The organism is Acinetobacter sp. KS-LM10 (assembly GCF_036896575.1).
Lineage (GTDB): Bacteria > Pseudomonadota > Gammaproteobacteria > Pseudomonadales > Moraxellaceae > Acinetobacter > Acinetobacter avistercoris.
Map to the genome: position 1 here is coordinate 1,034,257 of NZ_CP145906.1, position 15,685 is coordinate 1,049,941.

Consider the following 15,685-nt stretch of genomic DNA (forward strand, 5'->3'; position numbering starts at 1 on the left):
TGTATGAAATTGAAAGCACTTAAAACATATGATTTTGGCGGTGTTGTTTTAAAGCCTGGTGATGAGTTTGAAGCGAAAGAAAGTATTGCTAAACAACTTGTCGCTTTAAAGCAGGCGGATTTTTTAGAACAACCCAGAAACACTGATGATTTATCAGAATTTGTTCCATTAATAGAGCATGAAGCACTTCAAGCGGCATTTGATGCATTTAAAAACAGTCCTGAGGATATGATGGCGCGTATCGCTGATCTTGAAGCACAGACTAAGATTAATGAAGACGCAGTTAAGTCAATTGCTGAGGATTTATCAAAGCTGAGTAATGATGAGCTAAAGACCATTCTTACCGAAAAGAATATTGAATTTAAACAGAATTCTAAAAAAGAAGATTTGTTAGCGTTAATACCCTTGGAGTAATTTATGTCTGTGCTGACCATTGACGAAGCTAAACTGCATCAGAAAATTGATCACGACGATGAAGATGAAGATATTCAAGAAAAGCTTGAAGCATCGGAATCAATGGTTGCGCACTACATAGGGCGAAATATTTACAGTGATCAAGCATCTTTAGAGAGTGATTTTAATAAAATTCAAGATATTCAATTTAACGCTAAAAATGAGATCGAAAACCTTGCGTTAATTTTTGAGATTGATTCAGATAATCACAAAAATACAGCTGCTCAAAAACAATGTGAACTTAATCAAAAAATCCTCATGATTGTAAATGGAGTTGTTCTCAACCCCCACATTCGGGCAGGAATACTTTTAACCTTTGGGTACCTCTATGAATTCCGTGAAGATATAGGTGATTTACCTCAAGCAGCTAAAAATGCAATTCAGCCATTTCGAATAAATTTAGGGGTGTAATGTGCAATCAGGCAAACTATCTCACCGCATCCGCATCGAACAATACATCTCTGTTCAAGATCCAAAAACAGGACGAATCACTAAAACATGGGCTGAATTTGCGACGGTATGGGGTAAGCACGAAGGTTTATCTACAAAAGATCAACTTCAAGCCCAAGCGATCAATTCAAGCATGACAGCGCGTTGTAAAATTCGGTACAGCTCTAAAGCCATTCAGATTAATTCGACTATGCGCGTTCTGTTCCGTGGCAATTATTGGAAAATTGATGGTGATCCTATGCCAGATAACGAGAGTGGTTTGGAGTGGCTCACGATAAATTTAGGTCAAGGTGAATCATCATGGACTCAGTCAACTTAAATGTACAAGGTATGGAGCAATTTCAGCGCAAAATTGAACAGCTTGCAAACCCCAAAAAAGCTAAATCAATGGCTCGAAAAGCAGCACGTCAAGCTATGAATATTGCGAGAGATAGCGCTAGAGCAGCAGCAAAAGCACTTGATGATCCGCGAACACCTGAAAAAATTCACAAAGAAGTCACTGTTATTGGTGGTAAGAGTCGAAACTCGAATGAGATTGTGATCAAAGTAGGTGTGAGAGGTGGTGCCAGAGTTCCATACACTAATAACGATGATAATCGTCGAAAAGGCAGAACAGGCAAGTCTTACCAAATGGAAGGAAAAGTTTTCTACTGGCGATTCATTGAGTTTGGCACATCAAGACATCCAGCTACGCCATTTATCCGACCCGCTTTGTCAAAAAATATTAATCAAATCACAGCTAAATTCGTTCAAGTCTTTGACACTGAAATTACTAAAGCACTGGGGGCTTTATGACAGCACCTATTTTTGAGCTACTTTATGCAAGTGAAGAGTTAAAGCTTTATCTCCAAACAACAACACCATTTTTAGAATTAAGAGCTTATGAGTTTGGTTTGGCGGATGATGCACCAATCAAACCATACTTGGTATGGCAAGACATTACTGGCACACCACAGAATCATATTGATTGTCCCGCAGTCACTGATCACATCACGATTCAAATTGATATTTACGCTGATACACCTGATGACTTGTTCGCAATTAAAAATGTGGCAAGACGAGCATTGGAGATTGATAACTCATGTACTGTGACTGATTTGCGCGGTAATAGTCGAGAGCCTGATACAAAGCTTTATCGAACAGGTTTTGACTGCAATTGGTTTGTTGATCGATAAACTCACATAAAAAGCAAAAAGCCCACGATTCACAGTCGATGGGCTTTTTTGTTGTCCACAACCTTAGAAGGGAAGGAAGTAAACGATAAATGAATTATAACCCCAAACACCAAGTAAAGGTAGATGGAAAAATGAGTGAACTAGGCGCAGATAAAGCGGGATTAACACTCGCTAATGCAGCAAAAATAGCAGCAATTCTCTTTGGTACTTCGGCATTAATTAGTGCTCTTGGCTTTGCTTATAAAAGTATTTTTGGTTAATTAGTCAACCTACATTATCAACTGTTTTGAATTAAGAAAATTATCCACATAGCACCCAATCGGGTGCTTTTTTTATGCCTAAAATAAGGAGTAGCTACTCATGGGCGTTCTATCAAAAGGTTCACAGGTTTGGATTGCTCATGGCACTCCATTGGTTTTAACAAAGATGGACTGCATTAAAGAGTTCACTTGGGGTGATGACAGCATGGGTGAAACCGATGATACCTGTCTTGATGATGACTCTCCCGTTAAAACCTCGACATATACATCTGTAACACCGGGCGAAGGCAGCACTGCAATCGATACCGACCCTGAAAATGATACACACATAATGCTGCTTAGCTTAGCCCAAGACAAAGAGCGTGTTGAAATTTACATGGGTTGGTCTGATGGTGTGGGTGAGCCAACACTAACAGGTGATGTGGTGACGTTGCCACCAACTCGCACATGGTCAAGTGCTATCGCACAACTGCGTAAAAACCCTGTAACTGTAGCAATCGATGCGCTTAATCGACATAGCATTCCGTTTAAGCGTCGCACTGAAGTTCTTGAAGTATTCAGGGTGGGTGCATAATGAAAAAGAAGATTTCTATTGCGGAAATCCAATCGGGTGCCTTAATTGGCACTCCAGTTGCTATTTCTGTGCCGATTACGCTTGGTGAAGATGAGTGTGAATTTGATACTCATGTTAAGCCATTTAGTTATGCCACGGTGGTCGCACGTTGGAGTGCTGTAGGCCAAAACAAAGAGGCTTTAGCGGGTACGATCGCAAGCTGTGTGTGTGATGAAAAGGGTAAGCTCTTATTTACTGAAGACGAAGTACGCGCAAACTTCTCAGAAGAGTTGATCGAAGCGCTATGGGCTAAAATCATTGAAGTGAATAATATCGGGGGAAAGTTGAAGAAGACGAATTCAGAGAAAATGAATTCTTCGCAGAACTCGCCCTTAATGGAATCGGTGGGAACTCCATTGAAGAAGTCAAAAAGAACCTCTCGTTCAAAGAAATCCAATACTGGCGTGAATACACCTACAGACGCGGAAGCCTCAACACAGGTCGAAGAGTCGAGCAAGCCGTCGGACGATTGATGGCACTATACATCAACTCTAAGACCAAAAAAGAACATCATGTTGAGGATTTGATCTTTATGCCTCACGAAGATCGCAAGATTCTCACTTATGAAGAAGAGCGCATGATGCAGATTGAAAAAAAGAAATCAGCTTAGGTTGGTTTAATTTATTGATAAGTAGCAAATAGATGATGCTGCGCGACAACATTTAACGTACTCGTTGGGTCACAAATATTGACAAATACTAATCTTTACCGTATTGACCCATTATGCGCAATCGAATAACATAGCCAAATAAACCCCCTGGTTGAATATCAGAGGGTATTTTTGTCACTATTATTTGGAGGCGTTTATGGCTAAGTTCATGAATAACGTTAATAAAGATAAAGCTATGTCATCTAATACTTGTGCATTTGAGGGATGGGATGGTTAATTCTCCAACTCACCAGAATATCAAAAGCAGATTAACGTTCCTATTGGCGTTATCTGCTTTTTTAATATCTATAAGCTTAGTTTCGGGCCATATTTCTACTTTTCTAAATCTAAATGATTGGAAAATTCCAGATTGGTTGATATTTTCACAGCTTTTGGTTTTTGCTGCTTCAGCATATATTGCCTATTCAACCATTCACTCTTCAAGGGCAACCTCACGAGAGAGGGCGACTCTTGATACAATTTTAGATGATAATAAGGACGACAATCTAGCGCATTCAAAGAATCTTGTTTTGATGTTCAATGAAGATCCAAAAGACTATTACAGCAAGAATGGAAGGATTGGAAGTAGGGATCTAGCACATTTGTTTTGTGAGGAGCACCACAATCTTGCCAAAGATGAGGCTGAGGTTAGAGCGCATTTACTTAAAGTTTTAAATAGATATGAGTTTTATGCCATAGGAATTAATAAGGGTTTATTTGATGAAGATCTTTTTAAGCGTATGTATTGCTCAACGATGCTTAAGTTTTGGGGAGTAGTAAATCCATCCGTATCCCAATTGCGAGAATTTGCAAAAAAAGACACCTTGTTTAAAGACTTTGAATCACTAGCTATTAGATGGAAAGCAAATCCTCTTAAATCAGAAGATATTAAATGAGCCACCATCAGGTGGTTTTTTAATATAAAAATTATTTAAAAATAATAAGTTGTTTGCTTTTGTAACATTAATTAAGTATTGTGTAAGGCTATATAGATGATAAGCGAATAAATGCCAATATTTAACTCTACAACGATTGCTCTGACATTTTTAATTTCTGGAATGATGATTTTTTCCCACCTACAAAGAACTATTACAACTATTCCGATTTAATATAATATATCTGTATAACTTATAACCTCCCTTTGGAGGTTTTTTTATGACTTAACCTAAATAAGATTTTGTTACTCCTTGTAATATATTGTTATTTACAACGCTCTCATACAGAGTGTATAAATAATGAACAAATAAAATCAAGGAGAAGGAAAATGAACGCAGTCGATGCAATTAAAATTTCAAGCTCAGGTTTAATATTTATGATTTTCCTTTATCAACTCGGACAGATGTCAATGTGATGTGATTTACAAAGCCACTTTAAAGAGTGGTTTTTTAATGCTTGAAAATACAGCGTTTTATTGTATAAATATAAATATATACGTAAGTTATGAGGTTGCCATGCCCGAGTGGTTGGAGTTTAGATTAACTAAGGTAAATTATGCTTTTAGAGAATTTCCAAAGCTTAAATACCTATCATTATTTTATTTAGGGTTGGTGATTCTGGTCGCGATTTTATATATGCCTATTTTAGAATTGGCGCATGGTTTTAATTTTTTCGGAAATTATCTATTTCAAAGCTTCATTGCAGAAAATGTAAGTTGGTTCGTATGGGGGCGATTTATTGTTCCGTTATCTCTTGCTTTGTTTTTTTACTTGGATGTTTCAAATCGACATGATGAAAAATATTTGAGGAAGTATAGGCAGCTGCCAAAATGGAATAAATAAAAGCACCCTAGGGTGCTTTTTTATCATTCAATATACCTGGAAAATCCTCATCTAATTGATTTTGATAGTGAGAATGTAAAATTTTTAAAACCTGAAGAAATAATTGATCACTTGGATTTTTAGGCTTTTCTCCATGCTCAGCCACAAAAGCATCAATTCTAGATTTATAAGCACCAGCACTCCCTGCATAGTAACCAGTTAAATACCCTCTTACAGCCATTTTCAAATCTTCAGGCGAGTATTTAGTCTCAATAAAGCTTTGCTCAAGACGAGCAACCATTTCCGCACTTTGAGAGCGATTACTTTCTTCGGCAGACTTCTCTATTTTTTGTTTTAGTTCGGGCGGTACACGCAATCGAACTATAGTGTGATCAGTTTGATTACTCATTCAAAACCTCAATGCCACAAATTGTGGTAAATATTTTACGATAGGTATTTACATTACCACAAAGTGTGGCTATAGTTATTAAACGCCACAGAGTGTGGCATTCAAAGGAGGGGCTATGAAAGAAGAATTTGTTTATGTGAAAGGTCGTTTGGATAGTGATCTGCATAAAGAACTTAAGGTGATTGCAAAGGAAGATAAAAGATCAATTGTTTATCTTATGAATGAAGCGGTCAAATTATTGGTAGAAAAACACAAGAGTGCGAAAGCATGATTATCACAGACAACAAAAAAGCCCAGAACTTGGACGGGACGGGCTTGATTGATGTCATCACACAGGATGTAAATAACATGACAAATATTACCCAATTTTCTCAAGGGAAGCAAGTTCAAGTAAGTGAACATCAATTAAGACGTTTGCTTGGGTTTGTGAGTGTAGCAAACATTGCATTTAATGAGCTTCAAGCTTTAACAGGTGTAATTGCTGAAAAGTCAGAAGATTATTCAGTAGCTCAAACATTGGCTCGCTTGGCATCAAGTCTTGCGAATAATTTTAGTGATGAATGTTCTGAAGAGTTTGATTTTTTCAAAGAGTGTTCACCACAACTGGTGTCCACTTTTGCAGAGGAGTTGGCAGCATGAACGCAAAATTAAATAACAGTGTGACTGTTGCTGGTGTTCAAACAATTGTGACTGAGTACAAATCTGTTCCTGTTTTAACTACAGCTCAGCTTGCAGAATTTTATGGTACGCAACCTAGAAATATAACTGATAACTTCTCAAATCATTTAGATCGCTTTGAGGTGGGTAAGCACTACTTTAAGCTTGAGGGTGTTGAATTAAAGAGTTTTAAGGACTGCACCGATAATATCGGTTCAGCTCAAATTAGTAAAAATGCTAGAAATATAATTTTGTGGACAGAGAAAGGTGCAGCCAGACATGCAAAAATGCTGAGCACCGATCAAGCATGGAATGTATTTGAGCAATTAGAAGATTCATACTTCAAAGCCAAAGAGCTTCTTCAAAACTTTGATCCGATGAAAGCTCTATCCGATCCAAATGTATTGCGTGGACTTTTACTTGGTTATTCTGAAAAAGTTACTGTTCTCGAAGCGCAAGTTGAAGAAATGAGTCTCGATGTTGAAGCTCTTGATCGAATTGCCAAGGCAGATGGTAGTTTATGTTTAACCGATACGGCAAAAGCTTTACAAATGAGACCTAAGGATTTTATTGCAAAGCTACAGTCTGAAAAGTGGATTTATAAACGAGCTGGCTCAAGCCATTGGTTGGGATACTCGGAACGGGTACAAAGCGGTTATTTAGAACACAAAGTCACTGAAATCACACGAAGCGATGGAACAACTAAAATCACTGAGCAAGTGAGAGTTACACCCAAAGGACTGGCGAGGTTAGCTAAAGTACAAGGTGAATCGAAATGACCGATACTGAATTTGAATTAGATGAAGATTTTCACAAAATGTCTCGTGAGGAACTTCTTGAAGATATTAAGTATCGAATTTTATCAGACCGAGAAATGCTGATTTTAAACTGGAAAGAGAAAAAGTCCTTAAAGCAGGATATTAAAATGCTTGAAGATGCTTTGCGGTTAGGAACCAAAACTCTCGAAATGACCAGTGAAAAAATTAGCGAGTACGATAGAATTATGACCAATGCAACAAGAACAATTTATATGTGGAAATATAGTTGTTATGCGTTGGCTGTGATGCTGATTGTGATTGCTTTTATTCTAGCTTAAATAATGAAAACCGCCTTTAGGCGGTTTTCTAATTAAAATTGTAATTCGATCACTCAGATAAACTATACTTCTAAATAGAGTTAATCAATTTATCTTGGCGTGAATTAAATGGATTTTAAGCATTCAGTAAAACTAACGATACAAAATGATCTCATCAGCAAATTAGGTAAAACCACATTAGTTGATGCATTAATTGAGCTTATTTGGAATGCTTTAGACGCAGATGCATTAAATGTAAGAGTGGTTTTTAAGGGAAACGGTTTGGGTTCTTTAGCAAGTATTCAAATTATAGATGATGGAGAGGGCATTCATTTTAATAACGCCAAAGATATTTTTAAAAATTTAGGCGGTTCGTTAAAAAAGAATAAAATTAAGACAGAGAAGTATGGACGATTTTTACACGGGAAAGAAGGCAAGGGTCGTTTGAAGTCTTTATCAATTGGGGCTACGGTTGATTGGAATATCACATATCTTGATGATGCGAGTAAAGAATACTTTACATACAAAGTAAGAATGAATTTCAACAATCCATCTGCGGTAAAAATCTCCGAACCAATTAAACAGGAAGAAGTACTAAAAACAGGAATAACCGTATGTATATATGATATTCATAAAGATAAAGAAGAATTATCAGAAGCGGCAATGTCCAAACTTCTTGAGACATTTGCGTTATATCTGCACGATTACAAAGATGTAGGCATTTATATTAAGGATGTAAAATTAGATCCTACTAAAATAATTTTAGGAGTTAGTGAGTACTCTTTGAGCTTTATAGACTTTGAGGGTAAAAAATATACTTCTAGTTTAAGATTGACAGAATGGGATAGCTCTAAACATAAGCCAGCCACCTATTTGAGTGCTAACAATGGAATCCCTTATTTAATGTTAGATATGGGGTGGCGTTATCCATCTAAAAAATACACTGCATATATCGAAAGTGAAGCTGTTGTGGCAATGCTAAATACCCATCAAATTGATTTAGCGGCCATGAATGGGTCAGTTAAGGAAAATATTTTACTTGCCAAGTCTTTAATACAGAAACATTTCAGAGAGATTGAAGCAAAGAAAGCTGATGAATTGGTTGCTCAATGGAAGAAAGACGGTATCTATCCTTATTATGACGGAATAGAAAATATTGTTGAAAAAGTAGAAAGGGAAGTATTTAATGTGGTCGCTTCTGCTGTTACCTCTAATATAGAAAAGTTTGAAAAAACAAGTCCAAAAAATAAAAAATTTCAGTTCAGGCTATTGAGGCAGGCTTTGGAAACTAATCCGGAGAGTTTGCAGACGATTATCGAGGAGGTGTTAAATTTGAGGTCTGAAGAACAAGATGATTTGGCTAAGTTACTCAACGATATTTCACTTTCATCTATTATCAGTGCCTCCAAGGTGGTTTCCGACCGCATCAAATTTATTGAGGGACTTGAAAATATAATCAACAGTAAAGAAGGAAAAGAGAAGTTAAAAGAGCGAAGTCAATTACACAGGCTTTTAGCAGAGCATTGTTGGGTTTTTGGTGATGAGTACTTTATTTCAGTGGATGATCAATCGCTTACTGAATGCTTAAAGAAACACAAAAAACTGATTGGCGAGGAAGTAGATATTCTGGAGCCTGTTAATCACCCTACTAAAAGTAGAGGAATTGTTGATTTAATGCTTTCAAGAACCACACGAAACAATAAACCCAATACAGCTCATCATCTAATTATTGAATTAAAAAGACCTAAAGTTAAAATAGGTTTAAATGAGGTAATTCAAACTATTCAATATGCAGACGCTATCAGAAATGACTCTAGGTTTAGCATGACTAAAGCAAAATGGACATTTATAGCAATTAGCTCTGAAAGAGACATGAAATTAGAAAGTTATTTCGATGATATCGAGAATGGCGTAATTGCCAAAAAAGATACTTACGAAATACTAGCGAAAACATGGGCTGAAATTTTTGATGAGTGCAAATCTAAACTACAATTTTTTCAAGAAAAGTTGCAGTACAAGGTAGCATCTTCAGATAGCTTTGGTCATTTGAAGGAAAAGTTTCCTAATTATGTAGATGGCATTGATTCCATAAATTAAGATTAGCTAAGAAACCGCCCTTCGGGAGGTTTCTTTTTGTTCGGTAAATTAGTATCTTGTCCTGAATAACAATATTTGGGGTGTGGTATGTGGCTTATATTAATAATTATTGTGATGGTTGTTGGTGTGATTGTCTTAGTAAGAAATGCTAACGCTCCAGTGGGGAATAAAAATCAAGAGTTTCTTAAGACACAACAAAAAAGAAGCCAAGATGAGCCATCTGGAAGATATTTATCACCTCCACCATTAATCCCACTTGGGAGTAATAGAAGGAAGATGGCTAGCGAGCTTATCGCTGAAAAAGTCTACCAGCTAGATTATGACTTTGAGAATTACCCATTTGAAATTGTTGGTGAGGGCTCGTACCAAAGTAACTTAAAAAAAATAGCAGGCCCAAAAGAGGAGCAATCAAAATTCTATCAATGCAGTGCAAAAGTAACCTCAGAGCCAACAAATAAATTTGATAAAAATGCCATTAAAGTAGAAATTAATGGATTGTTGGTCGGTTATTTATCAAGAGAAGATGCGCAGAAGTTGGTGGGTAGAAAAATTAATAAGGTAGTTGCTGCTGTAATTGATGGTGGTTGGTATAACAGTGATGATGAAGGTAGTTATGGAGTAAAATTAGGCATCAATAATGTGAGTGACCTGATATGAAGAAATTAGTATTTTTGGTTTTAGCTATTGCTTTGGTTGGGTGTGAGAGCGAGCAAGAAAAAGACAAAAGATTAAATGGGATAGGCCTAGGTAGTGTTCAAAAAATTGTTAAAAATAAACTTAATGACCCACAATCAGCGCAATTTAAAAATCAAGTCGGCTTTTGCGGGGAAGTTAATTCAAAAAACAAAATGGGTGGATATGGAGAATTTAAAAAATTTAGCGTTTTGAATTCTAAAGATGTTATTTTCGAAAATGAAGCTAACACAAGCAATGGTCAATTTCAAAAAATATGGAAAGAAACATGTGGGACTAAATTTAAGTTTAATAAAGAGGATGTTTTATTAATCCCTAATTTTAAACTTCCCGATCCTGTATACAGTAAAGCTAAATATAATTTTGGACAGAATTTTGCAACCGCAACACCTTCCAGTTTGGTTATTGGAGATGGTGAATATATATATCCTGTACTTCAAATTCATTGTAAGGGCAAATCAACAGTATTTAATCTTTATTCTATGAATACGATTTCATATAAAATGAATAATACAGTTTCTATTGTGGCTGATAAGCAAAATATGATTCTTGTAGAAGTGGAAGACAATAATCGTGGATATCAGAGTTTTGGAGAGGATGCACACCTTTTAAGCTCATTAAAAAACTCTGAAACGATACAAATATCATTTCAGACATCGAGTGGTGGTTTTTCTATGCAGGATTTCAATGTGGCTGAATTAAGAAAAGGAATGAGAGGTCAGTCTAATTCTTGCGAGTGGAATAAATTATAAACGATAAGTTTAAGCTATTAAGTAAACCGAATTAGAACCGCCACTAGGCGGTTTTTTTACACCCAAAATTCAGCGCCTTTAGGCGCTTTTTTATTGCCTAAAGGAAAGTCATATGGCTACAAAGCTCGGTACGCTCACATTAGATTTGGTCGCTCGAATCGGGAGTTTCACACAAGGTATGCGTCAAGCATCTACAACCGCTGAACGTGAAATGGGCCGTGTGCAGAATAGTGTGGTAACAGTTGACGGCTTGATTAAAAAACTTGCTGTTACGGCTGGTGCTGTTTTCTCTGTGGGTCAAATTTCTAACTATGCTGATAGTTACACAGGCATTGTGAATAAATTAAAGCTTGTCACCAAGACTCAAGGTGAGCTTACTCAAGCTATGAACAGTACATATCAGATCGCTCAATCAACCTCATCTGATTGGGAATCTGTAATTACTGTCTATACAAAATTTCAAAAAATTTCTGAAAAACTTGGCTTGTCCCAAGAAGATGTTGCTCGTATTACTGAAACTGTGACTAAAGCTGTGGCTATGTCAGGTGCTAATGCCGAAGAGGCTCAGCGCGCATTAAACCAATTCGGTCAGGCGTTAAATACAGGTGCACTCAAAGGTCAGGATTTAAACTCTATTTTATCTCAAACACCGGGCTTAACTGATGCAATTTCTGAAGGTATGGGGGTTGCATCTGGTAGTCTAAAAGAGCTTGGTGCTGCGGGTCAATTAACAAATGAAATGGTGATTACGTCGCTTCAAAAAGTTGCATCATCTGTAGATAGAAAATACGCAGAAACAGCAACGTTGATATCATCTTCATTTGATCTAGTTAAAAACAGTGCAAAAAAAATGATTGGTGAGTTTGATGCTGCCAATGGTATTTCTGAGAAATTTGTAGCTGGTATGAAAGGTGTTGCTGATAATTTAGGTACTATCACTCAGTTTATGGTGGTTGGTGCAGCGTTCATGGCGGGCACATACATTCCAATGGTTGTTAAAGGAACATATGCAACAATATCCGACACCGTTTCAAAAGTTGCAAACATCACAGCTTCTAGAGCAAAAGCTGTAGCAGATTTAGATGTTGCGAAATCAAATTTAGCAGCTACTGCTGCGATGGTTCGAGCAATGGGTGTTACAAATGCTCAGACAGCGACAATGATGGCAAACGCTCGTGCTGCATATCAACAAGCTGCGGCAGCAAAAGCGGTTGCATTTTCAGGTGCGGGATTATCAAGTGTTTTACTTGGACCAGTGGGTGTGGGTGTAGCTTTGGCATCAGTGGCAGCTGGTTACTTATTGATGAAAGACGGTGCAGATGAATCAACCAAATCATTAAGAGAAAATAATGAGACCGTCGAAGATGCTATTAAAAAATACAATGAGCTTGATGAGGTTAAGCGTCGTGCTCAACTGGTCTCTGAAAAAGATCGGTTACAGGATTTGGGTAAAGAATACGATGATATAACTGCCAAACTCATTACAGCGACATATTCCTTTAGCCGTCATAATGACATGACTTCTGAGCAGTCACAGCAGGTCAATGCCTTGATTGCGGAATACAAAAAGAGTGGGGATATTGACGAGTTTTCAGCAAAAATCAATTCCCTCAGCTTCATTAATCAAACCTCTAAAGATCGATTTAATACACTTGGTGGTGCGGTAAAGAGTGCTGGTGATGAATTTAAAAACCAGAAATCTACGGTAGAGCAAATGGCTCCAGCACTTAAAGGCACGGCAGATCAAGCCAAGCAGTCGGCGGTGGAGGTTTCGGGCTTAAGTGAGGAACTAAAAAAACTATTCGATCAAGCCAATCAAAACCTTAAAAACTCGCAAGTAACTACCGCATTGGCAAGCCGTGGTTATAGTGATGACATGATCTCATTGGCTCAAAAGTATTTAGCGGTTGAAGGTGCGATTGTTAAAAATGAGCAAGGGAAAAAAGTTCTTCGGGATGATGTTCAGAAGAAATTTAATGAAGAATGGATTGCGCTTCAAAAACAGAAAAGCGCAATTGATGCTCGAAATGATGCGGACAAAGAACGAACCAAGGAGCTTGAAAAACACGCTAGGCTTATCAAAGCAAGTACGATTGATGCTGTTATTTCCAGTGGTGAGGGTAATTACAACTCTGTAAATTTAGGACAGAAAGGTGGATACAGAGCAAGCACTCGAAACCTAACTGAAATGACAGTCGCTCAGGTCTTAGCAGCACAAAAAGCTAAAGATTTTAACGCTGCTGGTAAATATCAGACGATTAATTCAACCCTTCAGGGTGCGATTGATGCTGGTGTTGTGTCCAGTGCTGAAAAATTTAGTGCAGAGGTTCAAGAGAGAATTTTTAAGCAATACCTAGTTGCTTTGAAGCGTCCCGAAATAAAAGGTTTTATCACTGGAAACACAGGGGCTAGTTTAAATGACGCGCTACTAGGGTCTGCAAAAGAGTTCGCTTCTGTTGCCAATCCAAGCACAGGTACAGGTAAGTCTTATTACGATGGTAAGGGCAACAACAAGGCTTCAATTTCTGCTGAAAAAATGACGGAATCATTGCTTGCTCAGCAAAAGGTTTATCGTGAAAACATTGCCCTTGGCATGACTTCTGAACAGGCTTGGCTTAAAAGCTTTAACTCATCGGCAACGGTGGTTAAGGCAGAAGAGGTTGATCGAGATAAATTTCTTGAGGACATGATTAACCGCAAAAACGAACAAACCCAAAAGCAAAAAGAGATTCAAGTCGAGTATTACAGCGATTGGCAAAAACTTGAGGTGAATAATCAAGAGAAAATCAAGCGTATTGAGGAGAATTTTGCAAATGATACAACAGAGCGCGATCGACTTCTTGGGCTACAAGCGAAAGCCTATGAGACTGATGTTGGGAATTGGTTCAAGGCTCAAGATGAAAAAGTAGCAGCTGAACGTGAGGCGAATAAACAGATTTTAGCTGAGCGCTATAATTTGATAAACGCTTCTTTAGCCATGTCCGATCAAATCAAAAACCTATCATCAGGTGCAGAGGATATTAATGCTCGTGCCTCAATGTCTCCACAAGCATATGCAGAATGGTCTTTAAGCAATAATCGATCTAATGCTCAAGCTGATTTAAAAAATCAGCGTGTCGGTGTCGAACAAGACATTATGACGAGCGATCTTTATTCAAATGACGATGATCGTTATGGGGCTTTGGTTGAGGCGCATCAGGCTTATAGAGATGGTTTAGCAGCGATTGATGTTGCATATGATCAGCAAGTCAAGGATTTAGCACAGCAACAACATTTAGACCAGCTCGGGCTTTGGGGTGGATTGCTATCACAAGGTCAAAACACATTCTCACAGCTTACACAATCTTTAAAGGATGCAGGAGGGGAGCAAAGTGGTGTTTATAAAACCATGTTTGCTATGCAGCAAGCAATGTCTATCGCATCCGCAATCGTATCGACTGAGGAAGCAGCAACCAAAGCTTTAACAATGGGTCCTGTTCTTGGTATTCCAATGTCATCAATAATTCGTGGAATGGGTTATGCGAATGTTGGAATTATTGCAAGTCAAGCGATTTCAGGTATGGCCCACGACGGTATCGATAACATTCCAAAAGAAGGTACTTGGCTTTTGGACAAAGGTGAACGCGTTGTTGATTCTCGAACTAATGGCGATTTAAAGGATTATTTGGCTAAAGGCGGTGGATCGGGTGGCAACGTAACCATCAACCAATCTATAAACATTGCTTCTGATGGCACAGCAACAACCCAAAATGATAGTAAACAATTGGGTGCACTCATCATTAACACTGTGCTTGCTGTGATCAGAAAAGAACAACGCCAAGGGGGATTGTTATCTAAATGAGCAACCAAAAATTCACTTGGTGTAACGACCTAGACGGAAACTCCCAAACCACAAACTTTAAGGTGCTTCAGTCCAATTTTGGTGATGGATACACTCAGCGCACAAGTGTCGGGATTAACAATAAATCTGGCACTTGGGCTTATAAGCGTACAGAAACCAAAGAAGTGATTATGGAGATCAAGGCCTTTTTCGATGCGCATAAAGGATCGGATTCATTCCTCTGGGATTCGCCACTTGATGGGGAGGTTCGAGTGGTGGCAGGCGATTACACGCCCATTTGTTTGGGTGGATTAATCTGGTCCATCTCAACCACATTCACCCAAACTTTCGAACCTTAATTCATTCTAAATATACGCCCTCTTTATGAGGGTTTTTTTGTGAGAAAAATATGCCGACAACCAAGGTTCAATTGAGCACAACGCCAAAGAAAGTGGCCAATGCAAATGCCCCTGTCTACATCCAGTCACATCACAATCGATTCAGATTTGCGTTTGGCTCTACACAACCTACAGACCTACAGGCCTCACATCAAGACATGAAACTTTATACAGATGGGTCGCTCGGTGATTTATGGCTGTGGGTGAGCTACACATCTTCAAATGATTTCGTGATTGTTTCGACGTAGGGGATTGAATGAATACAACAAGCACAACAATTTTATCGGGAGGTCTTAGCGGAACGCATATACAACAACTCGCTCAAATTTCTCGCGATAAAGGCCCGCTAATTGGCTCCACCATTCACCTGATCGGATCAACAGAAGGTCTGATTGGTAATCGACTACCAATTCAAAAGTAATTCAAA

The 15,685-nt window shown here is 38.0% G+C and carries 23 protein-coding genes; 22 read left to right on the top strand and 1 reads right to left on the bottom strand.

The window, feature by feature from the left end:
* Window positions 1-3 precede the first annotated feature (3 nt).
* From V5M36_RS04705 to V5M36_RS04755, 11 genes are all read left to right on the top strand, one after another.
* A complete protein-coding gene (locus tag V5M36_RS04705) occupies window positions 4-414 on the top strand; it encodes a HeH/LEM domain-containing protein (protein ID WP_338562538.1) in 411 nt (136 codons plus the stop codon).
* 3 nt (window positions 415-417) lie between these two features.
* Window positions 418-864, top strand: a complete 447-nt coding sequence (locus V5M36_RS04710; protein WP_338562540.1) for a head-tail connector protein — start codon at window positions 418-420, stop codon at window positions 862-864.
* Between the two features lies 1 nt (window position 865).
* On the top strand, window positions 866-1,222 hold the full coding sequence (locus V5M36_RS04715) for a phage head closure protein (protein WP_338562542.1): 357 nt from the start codon (window positions 866-868) through the stop codon (window positions 1,220-1,222).
* On the top strand, window positions 1,204-1,698 hold the full coding sequence (locus V5M36_RS04720) for an HK97-gp10 family putative phage morphogenesis protein (protein WP_338562544.1): 495 nt from the start codon (window positions 1,204-1,206) through the stop codon (window positions 1,696-1,698). The genes V5M36_RS04715 and V5M36_RS04720 overlap by 19 nt, the downstream gene beginning before the upstream one ends.
* Window positions 1,695-2,078, top strand: coding sequence for a tail completion protein gp17 (gp17, locus tag V5M36_RS04725; protein WP_338562546.1), 384 nt, complete (start codon window positions 1,695-1,697; stop codon window positions 2,076-2,078). Before V5M36_RS04720 ends, gp17 begins: the two co-directional genes overlap by 4 nt.
* Window positions 2,079-2,167: 89 nt before the next feature.
* The gene (locus tag V5M36_RS04730) at window positions 2,168-2,338 is read left to right on the top strand and encodes a hypothetical protein (protein WP_338562548.1); all 171 of its coding nucleotides are present in this window, start codon (window positions 2,168-2,170) and stop codon (window positions 2,336-2,338) included.
* Window positions 2,339-2,438: 100 nt separating this feature from the next.
* Window positions 2,439-2,912 (top strand): phage tail tube protein, encoded by a 474-nt coding sequence (locus V5M36_RS04735; RefSeq protein WP_338562550.1) that lies wholly within the window; start codon window positions 2,439-2,441, stop codon window positions 2,910-2,912.
* On the top strand, window positions 2,912-3,424 hold the full coding sequence (locus tag V5M36_RS04740; protein ID WP_338562552.1) for a phage tail assembly chaperone family protein, TAC: 513 nt from the start codon (window positions 2,912-2,914) through the stop codon (window positions 3,422-3,424). The genes V5M36_RS04735 and V5M36_RS04740 overlap by 1 nt, the downstream gene beginning before the upstream one ends.
* Window positions 3,424-3,561 (top strand): hypothetical protein, encoded by a 138-nt coding sequence (locus V5M36_RS04745; RefSeq protein ID WP_338562555.1) that lies wholly within the window; start codon window positions 3,424-3,426, stop codon window positions 3,559-3,561. The genes V5M36_RS04740 and V5M36_RS04745 overlap by 1 nt, the downstream gene beginning before the upstream one ends.
* Before the next feature lie 269 nt (window positions 3,562-3,830).
* Window positions 3,831-4,496, top strand: a complete 666-nt coding sequence (locus V5M36_RS04750; protein ID WP_338562557.1) for a DUF4760 domain-containing protein — start codon at window positions 3,831-3,833, stop codon at window positions 4,494-4,496.
* 492 nt (window positions 4,497-4,988) lie between these two features.
* Window positions 4,989-5,378, top strand: coding sequence for a hypothetical protein (locus V5M36_RS04755; protein ID WP_338562559.1), 390 nt, complete (start codon window positions 4,989-4,991; stop codon window positions 5,376-5,378).
* Between the two features lie 7 nt (window positions 5,379-5,385).
* Here V5M36_RS04755 and V5M36_RS16030 read toward each other — a convergent pair whose 3' ends face one another.
* Window positions 5,386-5,766, bottom strand: a complete 381-nt coding sequence (locus tag V5M36_RS16030) for an Arc family DNA-binding protein (protein ID WP_445206307.1) — start codon at window positions 5,764-5,766, stop codon at window positions 5,386-5,388.
* Between the two features lie 115 nt (window positions 5,767-5,881).
* On the opposite strand from V5M36_RS16030, the gene V5M36_RS04765 reads away from it, so the two are divergent.
* The 11 genes from V5M36_RS04765 to V5M36_RS04815 all read left to right on the top strand — a co-directional run bounded on the left by V5M36_RS04765 (window position 5,882) and on the right by V5M36_RS04815 (window position 15,679).
* Window positions 5,882-6,037 carry a hypothetical protein gene (locus V5M36_RS04765; RefSeq protein WP_338562561.1) on the top strand — a complete coding sequence of 52 codons (156 nt, stop codon included), beginning with the start codon at window positions 5,882-5,884 and terminating at the stop codon, window positions 6,035-6,037.
* Window positions 6,034-6,405 (top strand): hypothetical protein, encoded by a 372-nt coding sequence (locus V5M36_RS04770; protein WP_338562563.1) that lies wholly within the window; start codon window positions 6,034-6,036, stop codon window positions 6,403-6,405. The genes V5M36_RS04765 and V5M36_RS04770 overlap by 4 nt, the downstream gene beginning before the upstream one ends.
* The gene (locus V5M36_RS04775; RefSeq protein ID WP_338562565.1) at window positions 6,402-7,202 is read left to right on the top strand and encodes a phage antirepressor KilAC domain-containing protein; all 801 of its coding nucleotides are present in this window, start codon (window positions 6,402-6,404) and stop codon (window positions 7,200-7,202) included. The genes V5M36_RS04770 and V5M36_RS04775 overlap by 4 nt, the downstream gene beginning before the upstream one ends.
* On the top strand, window positions 7,199-7,519 hold the full coding sequence (locus tag V5M36_RS04780; protein WP_338562566.1) for a hypothetical protein: 321 nt from the start codon (window positions 7,199-7,201) through the stop codon (window positions 7,517-7,519). The genes V5M36_RS04775 and V5M36_RS04780 overlap by 4 nt, the downstream gene beginning before the upstream one ends.
* Before the next feature lie 108 nt (window positions 7,520-7,627).
* On the top strand, window positions 7,628-9,595 hold the full coding sequence (locus tag V5M36_RS04785; RefSeq protein WP_338562568.1) for an ATP-binding protein: 1,968 nt from the start codon (window positions 7,628-7,630) through the stop codon (window positions 9,593-9,595).
* Window positions 9,596-9,682: 87 nt separating this feature from the next.
* Window positions 9,683-10,252: a hypothetical protein gene (locus tag V5M36_RS04790; RefSeq protein WP_338562571.1), complete on the top strand. Its 570-nt coding sequence runs from the start codon at window positions 9,683-9,685 to the stop codon at window positions 10,250-10,252.
* On the top strand, window positions 10,249-11,040 hold the full coding sequence (locus V5M36_RS04795) for a hypothetical protein (RefSeq protein ID WP_338562574.1): 792 nt from the start codon (window positions 10,249-10,251) through the stop codon (window positions 11,038-11,040). Before V5M36_RS04790 ends, V5M36_RS04795 begins: the two co-directional genes overlap by 4 nt.
* 112 nt (window positions 11,041-11,152) lie before the next feature.
* On the top strand, window positions 11,153-14,881 hold the full coding sequence (locus tag V5M36_RS04800; protein WP_338562576.1) for a tape measure protein: 3,729 nt from the start codon (window positions 11,153-11,155) through the stop codon (window positions 14,879-14,881).
* Window positions 14,878-15,219, top strand: a complete 342-nt coding sequence (locus tag V5M36_RS04805) for a phage tail protein (protein WP_338562578.1) — start codon at window positions 14,878-14,880, stop codon at window positions 15,217-15,219. Before V5M36_RS04800 ends, V5M36_RS04805 begins: the two co-directional genes overlap by 4 nt.
* Before the next feature lie 50 nt (window positions 15,220-15,269).
* Window positions 15,270-15,506 carry a hypothetical protein gene (locus V5M36_RS04810; protein WP_338562580.1) on the top strand — a complete coding sequence of 79 codons (237 nt, stop codon included), beginning with the start codon at window positions 15,270-15,272 and terminating at the stop codon, window positions 15,504-15,506.
* A gap of 8 nt (window positions 15,507-15,514) precedes the next feature.
* A complete protein-coding gene (locus V5M36_RS04815; protein ID WP_338562582.1) occupies window positions 15,515-15,679 on the top strand; it encodes a hypothetical protein in 165 nt (54 codons plus the stop codon).
* Window positions 15,680-15,685 lie beyond the last annotated feature (6 nt).

What these genes read in the sequence shown, in the direction of transcription:
- V5M36_RS04745 (WP_338562555.1), top strand. Translation starts at nt 3,424, where the DNA reads ATGGCACTATACATCAACTCTAAGACCAAAAAAGAACATCATGTTGAG.
- V5M36_RS04755 (WP_338562559.1), top strand. Translation starts at nt 4,989, where the DNA reads ATGCTTGAAAATACAGCGTTTTATTGTATAAATATAAATATATACGTA.
- gp17 (WP_338562546.1), top strand. Translation starts at nt 1,695, where the DNA reads ATGACAGCACCTATTTTTGAGCTACTTTATGCAAGTGAAGAGTTAAAG.
- V5M36_RS04770 (WP_338562563.1), top strand. Translation starts at nt 6,034, where the DNA reads ATGATTATCACAGACAACAAAAAAGCCCAGAACTTGGACGGGACGGGC.
- V5M36_RS04775 (WP_338562565.1), top strand. Translation starts at nt 6,402, where the DNA reads ATGAACGCAAAATTAAATAACAGTGTGACTGTTGCTGGTGTTCAAACA.
- V5M36_RS04785 (WP_338562568.1), top strand. Translation starts at nt 7,628, where the DNA reads ATGGATTTTAAGCATTCAGTAAAACTAACGATACAAAATGATCTCATC.
- V5M36_RS04800 (WP_338562576.1), top strand. Translation starts at nt 11,153, where the DNA reads ATGGCTACAAAGCTCGGTACGCTCACATTAGATTTGGTCGCTCGAATC.
- V5M36_RS04805 (WP_338562578.1), top strand. Translation starts at nt 14,878, where the DNA reads ATGAGCAACCAAAAATTCACTTGGTGTAACGACCTAGACGGAAACTCC.
- V5M36_RS04730 (WP_338562548.1), top strand. Translation starts at nt 2,168, where the DNA reads ATGAATTATAACCCCAAACACCAAGTAAAGGTAGATGGAAAAATGAGT.
- V5M36_RS16030 (WP_445206307.1), bottom strand. Translation starts at nt 5,766, where the DNA reads ATGAGTAATCAAACTGATCACACTATAGTTCGATTGCGTGTACCGCCC.
- V5M36_RS04740 (WP_338562552.1), top strand. Translation starts at nt 2,912, where the DNA reads ATGAAAAAGAAGATTTCTATTGCGGAAATCCAATCGGGTGCCTTAATT.
- V5M36_RS04795 (WP_338562574.1), top strand. Translation starts at nt 10,249, where the DNA reads ATGAAGAAATTAGTATTTTTGGTTTTAGCTATTGCTTTGGTTGGGTGT.
- V5M36_RS04750 (WP_338562557.1), top strand. Translation starts at nt 3,831, where the DNA reads ATGGTTAATTCTCCAACTCACCAGAATATCAAAAGCAGATTAACGTTC.
- V5M36_RS04710 (WP_338562540.1), top strand. Translation starts at nt 418, where the DNA reads ATGTCTGTGCTGACCATTGACGAAGCTAAACTGCATCAGAAAATTGAT.
- V5M36_RS04765 (WP_338562561.1), top strand. Translation starts at nt 5,882, where the DNA reads ATGAAAGAAGAATTTGTTTATGTGAAAGGTCGTTTGGATAGTGATCTG.
- V5M36_RS04720 (WP_338562544.1), top strand. Translation starts at nt 1,204, where the DNA reads ATGGACTCAGTCAACTTAAATGTACAAGGTATGGAGCAATTTCAGCGC.
- V5M36_RS04810 (WP_338562580.1), top strand. Translation starts at nt 15,270, where the DNA reads ATGCCGACAACCAAGGTTCAATTGAGCACAACGCCAAAGAAAGTGGCC.
- V5M36_RS04735 (WP_338562550.1), top strand. Translation starts at nt 2,439, where the DNA reads ATGGGCGTTCTATCAAAAGGTTCACAGGTTTGGATTGCTCATGGCACT.
- V5M36_RS04780 (WP_338562566.1), top strand. Translation starts at nt 7,199, where the DNA reads ATGACCGATACTGAATTTGAATTAGATGAAGATTTTCACAAAATGTCT.
- V5M36_RS04705 (WP_338562538.1), top strand. Translation starts at nt 4, where the DNA reads ATGAAATTGAAAGCACTTAAAACATATGATTTTGGCGGTGTTGTTTTA.
- V5M36_RS04790 (WP_338562571.1), top strand. Translation starts at nt 9,683, where the DNA reads ATGTGGCTTATATTAATAATTATTGTGATGGTTGTTGGTGTGATTGTC.
- V5M36_RS04815 (WP_338562582.1), top strand. Translation starts at nt 15,515, where the DNA reads ATGAATACAACAAGCACAACAATTTTATCGGGAGGTCTTAGCGGAACG.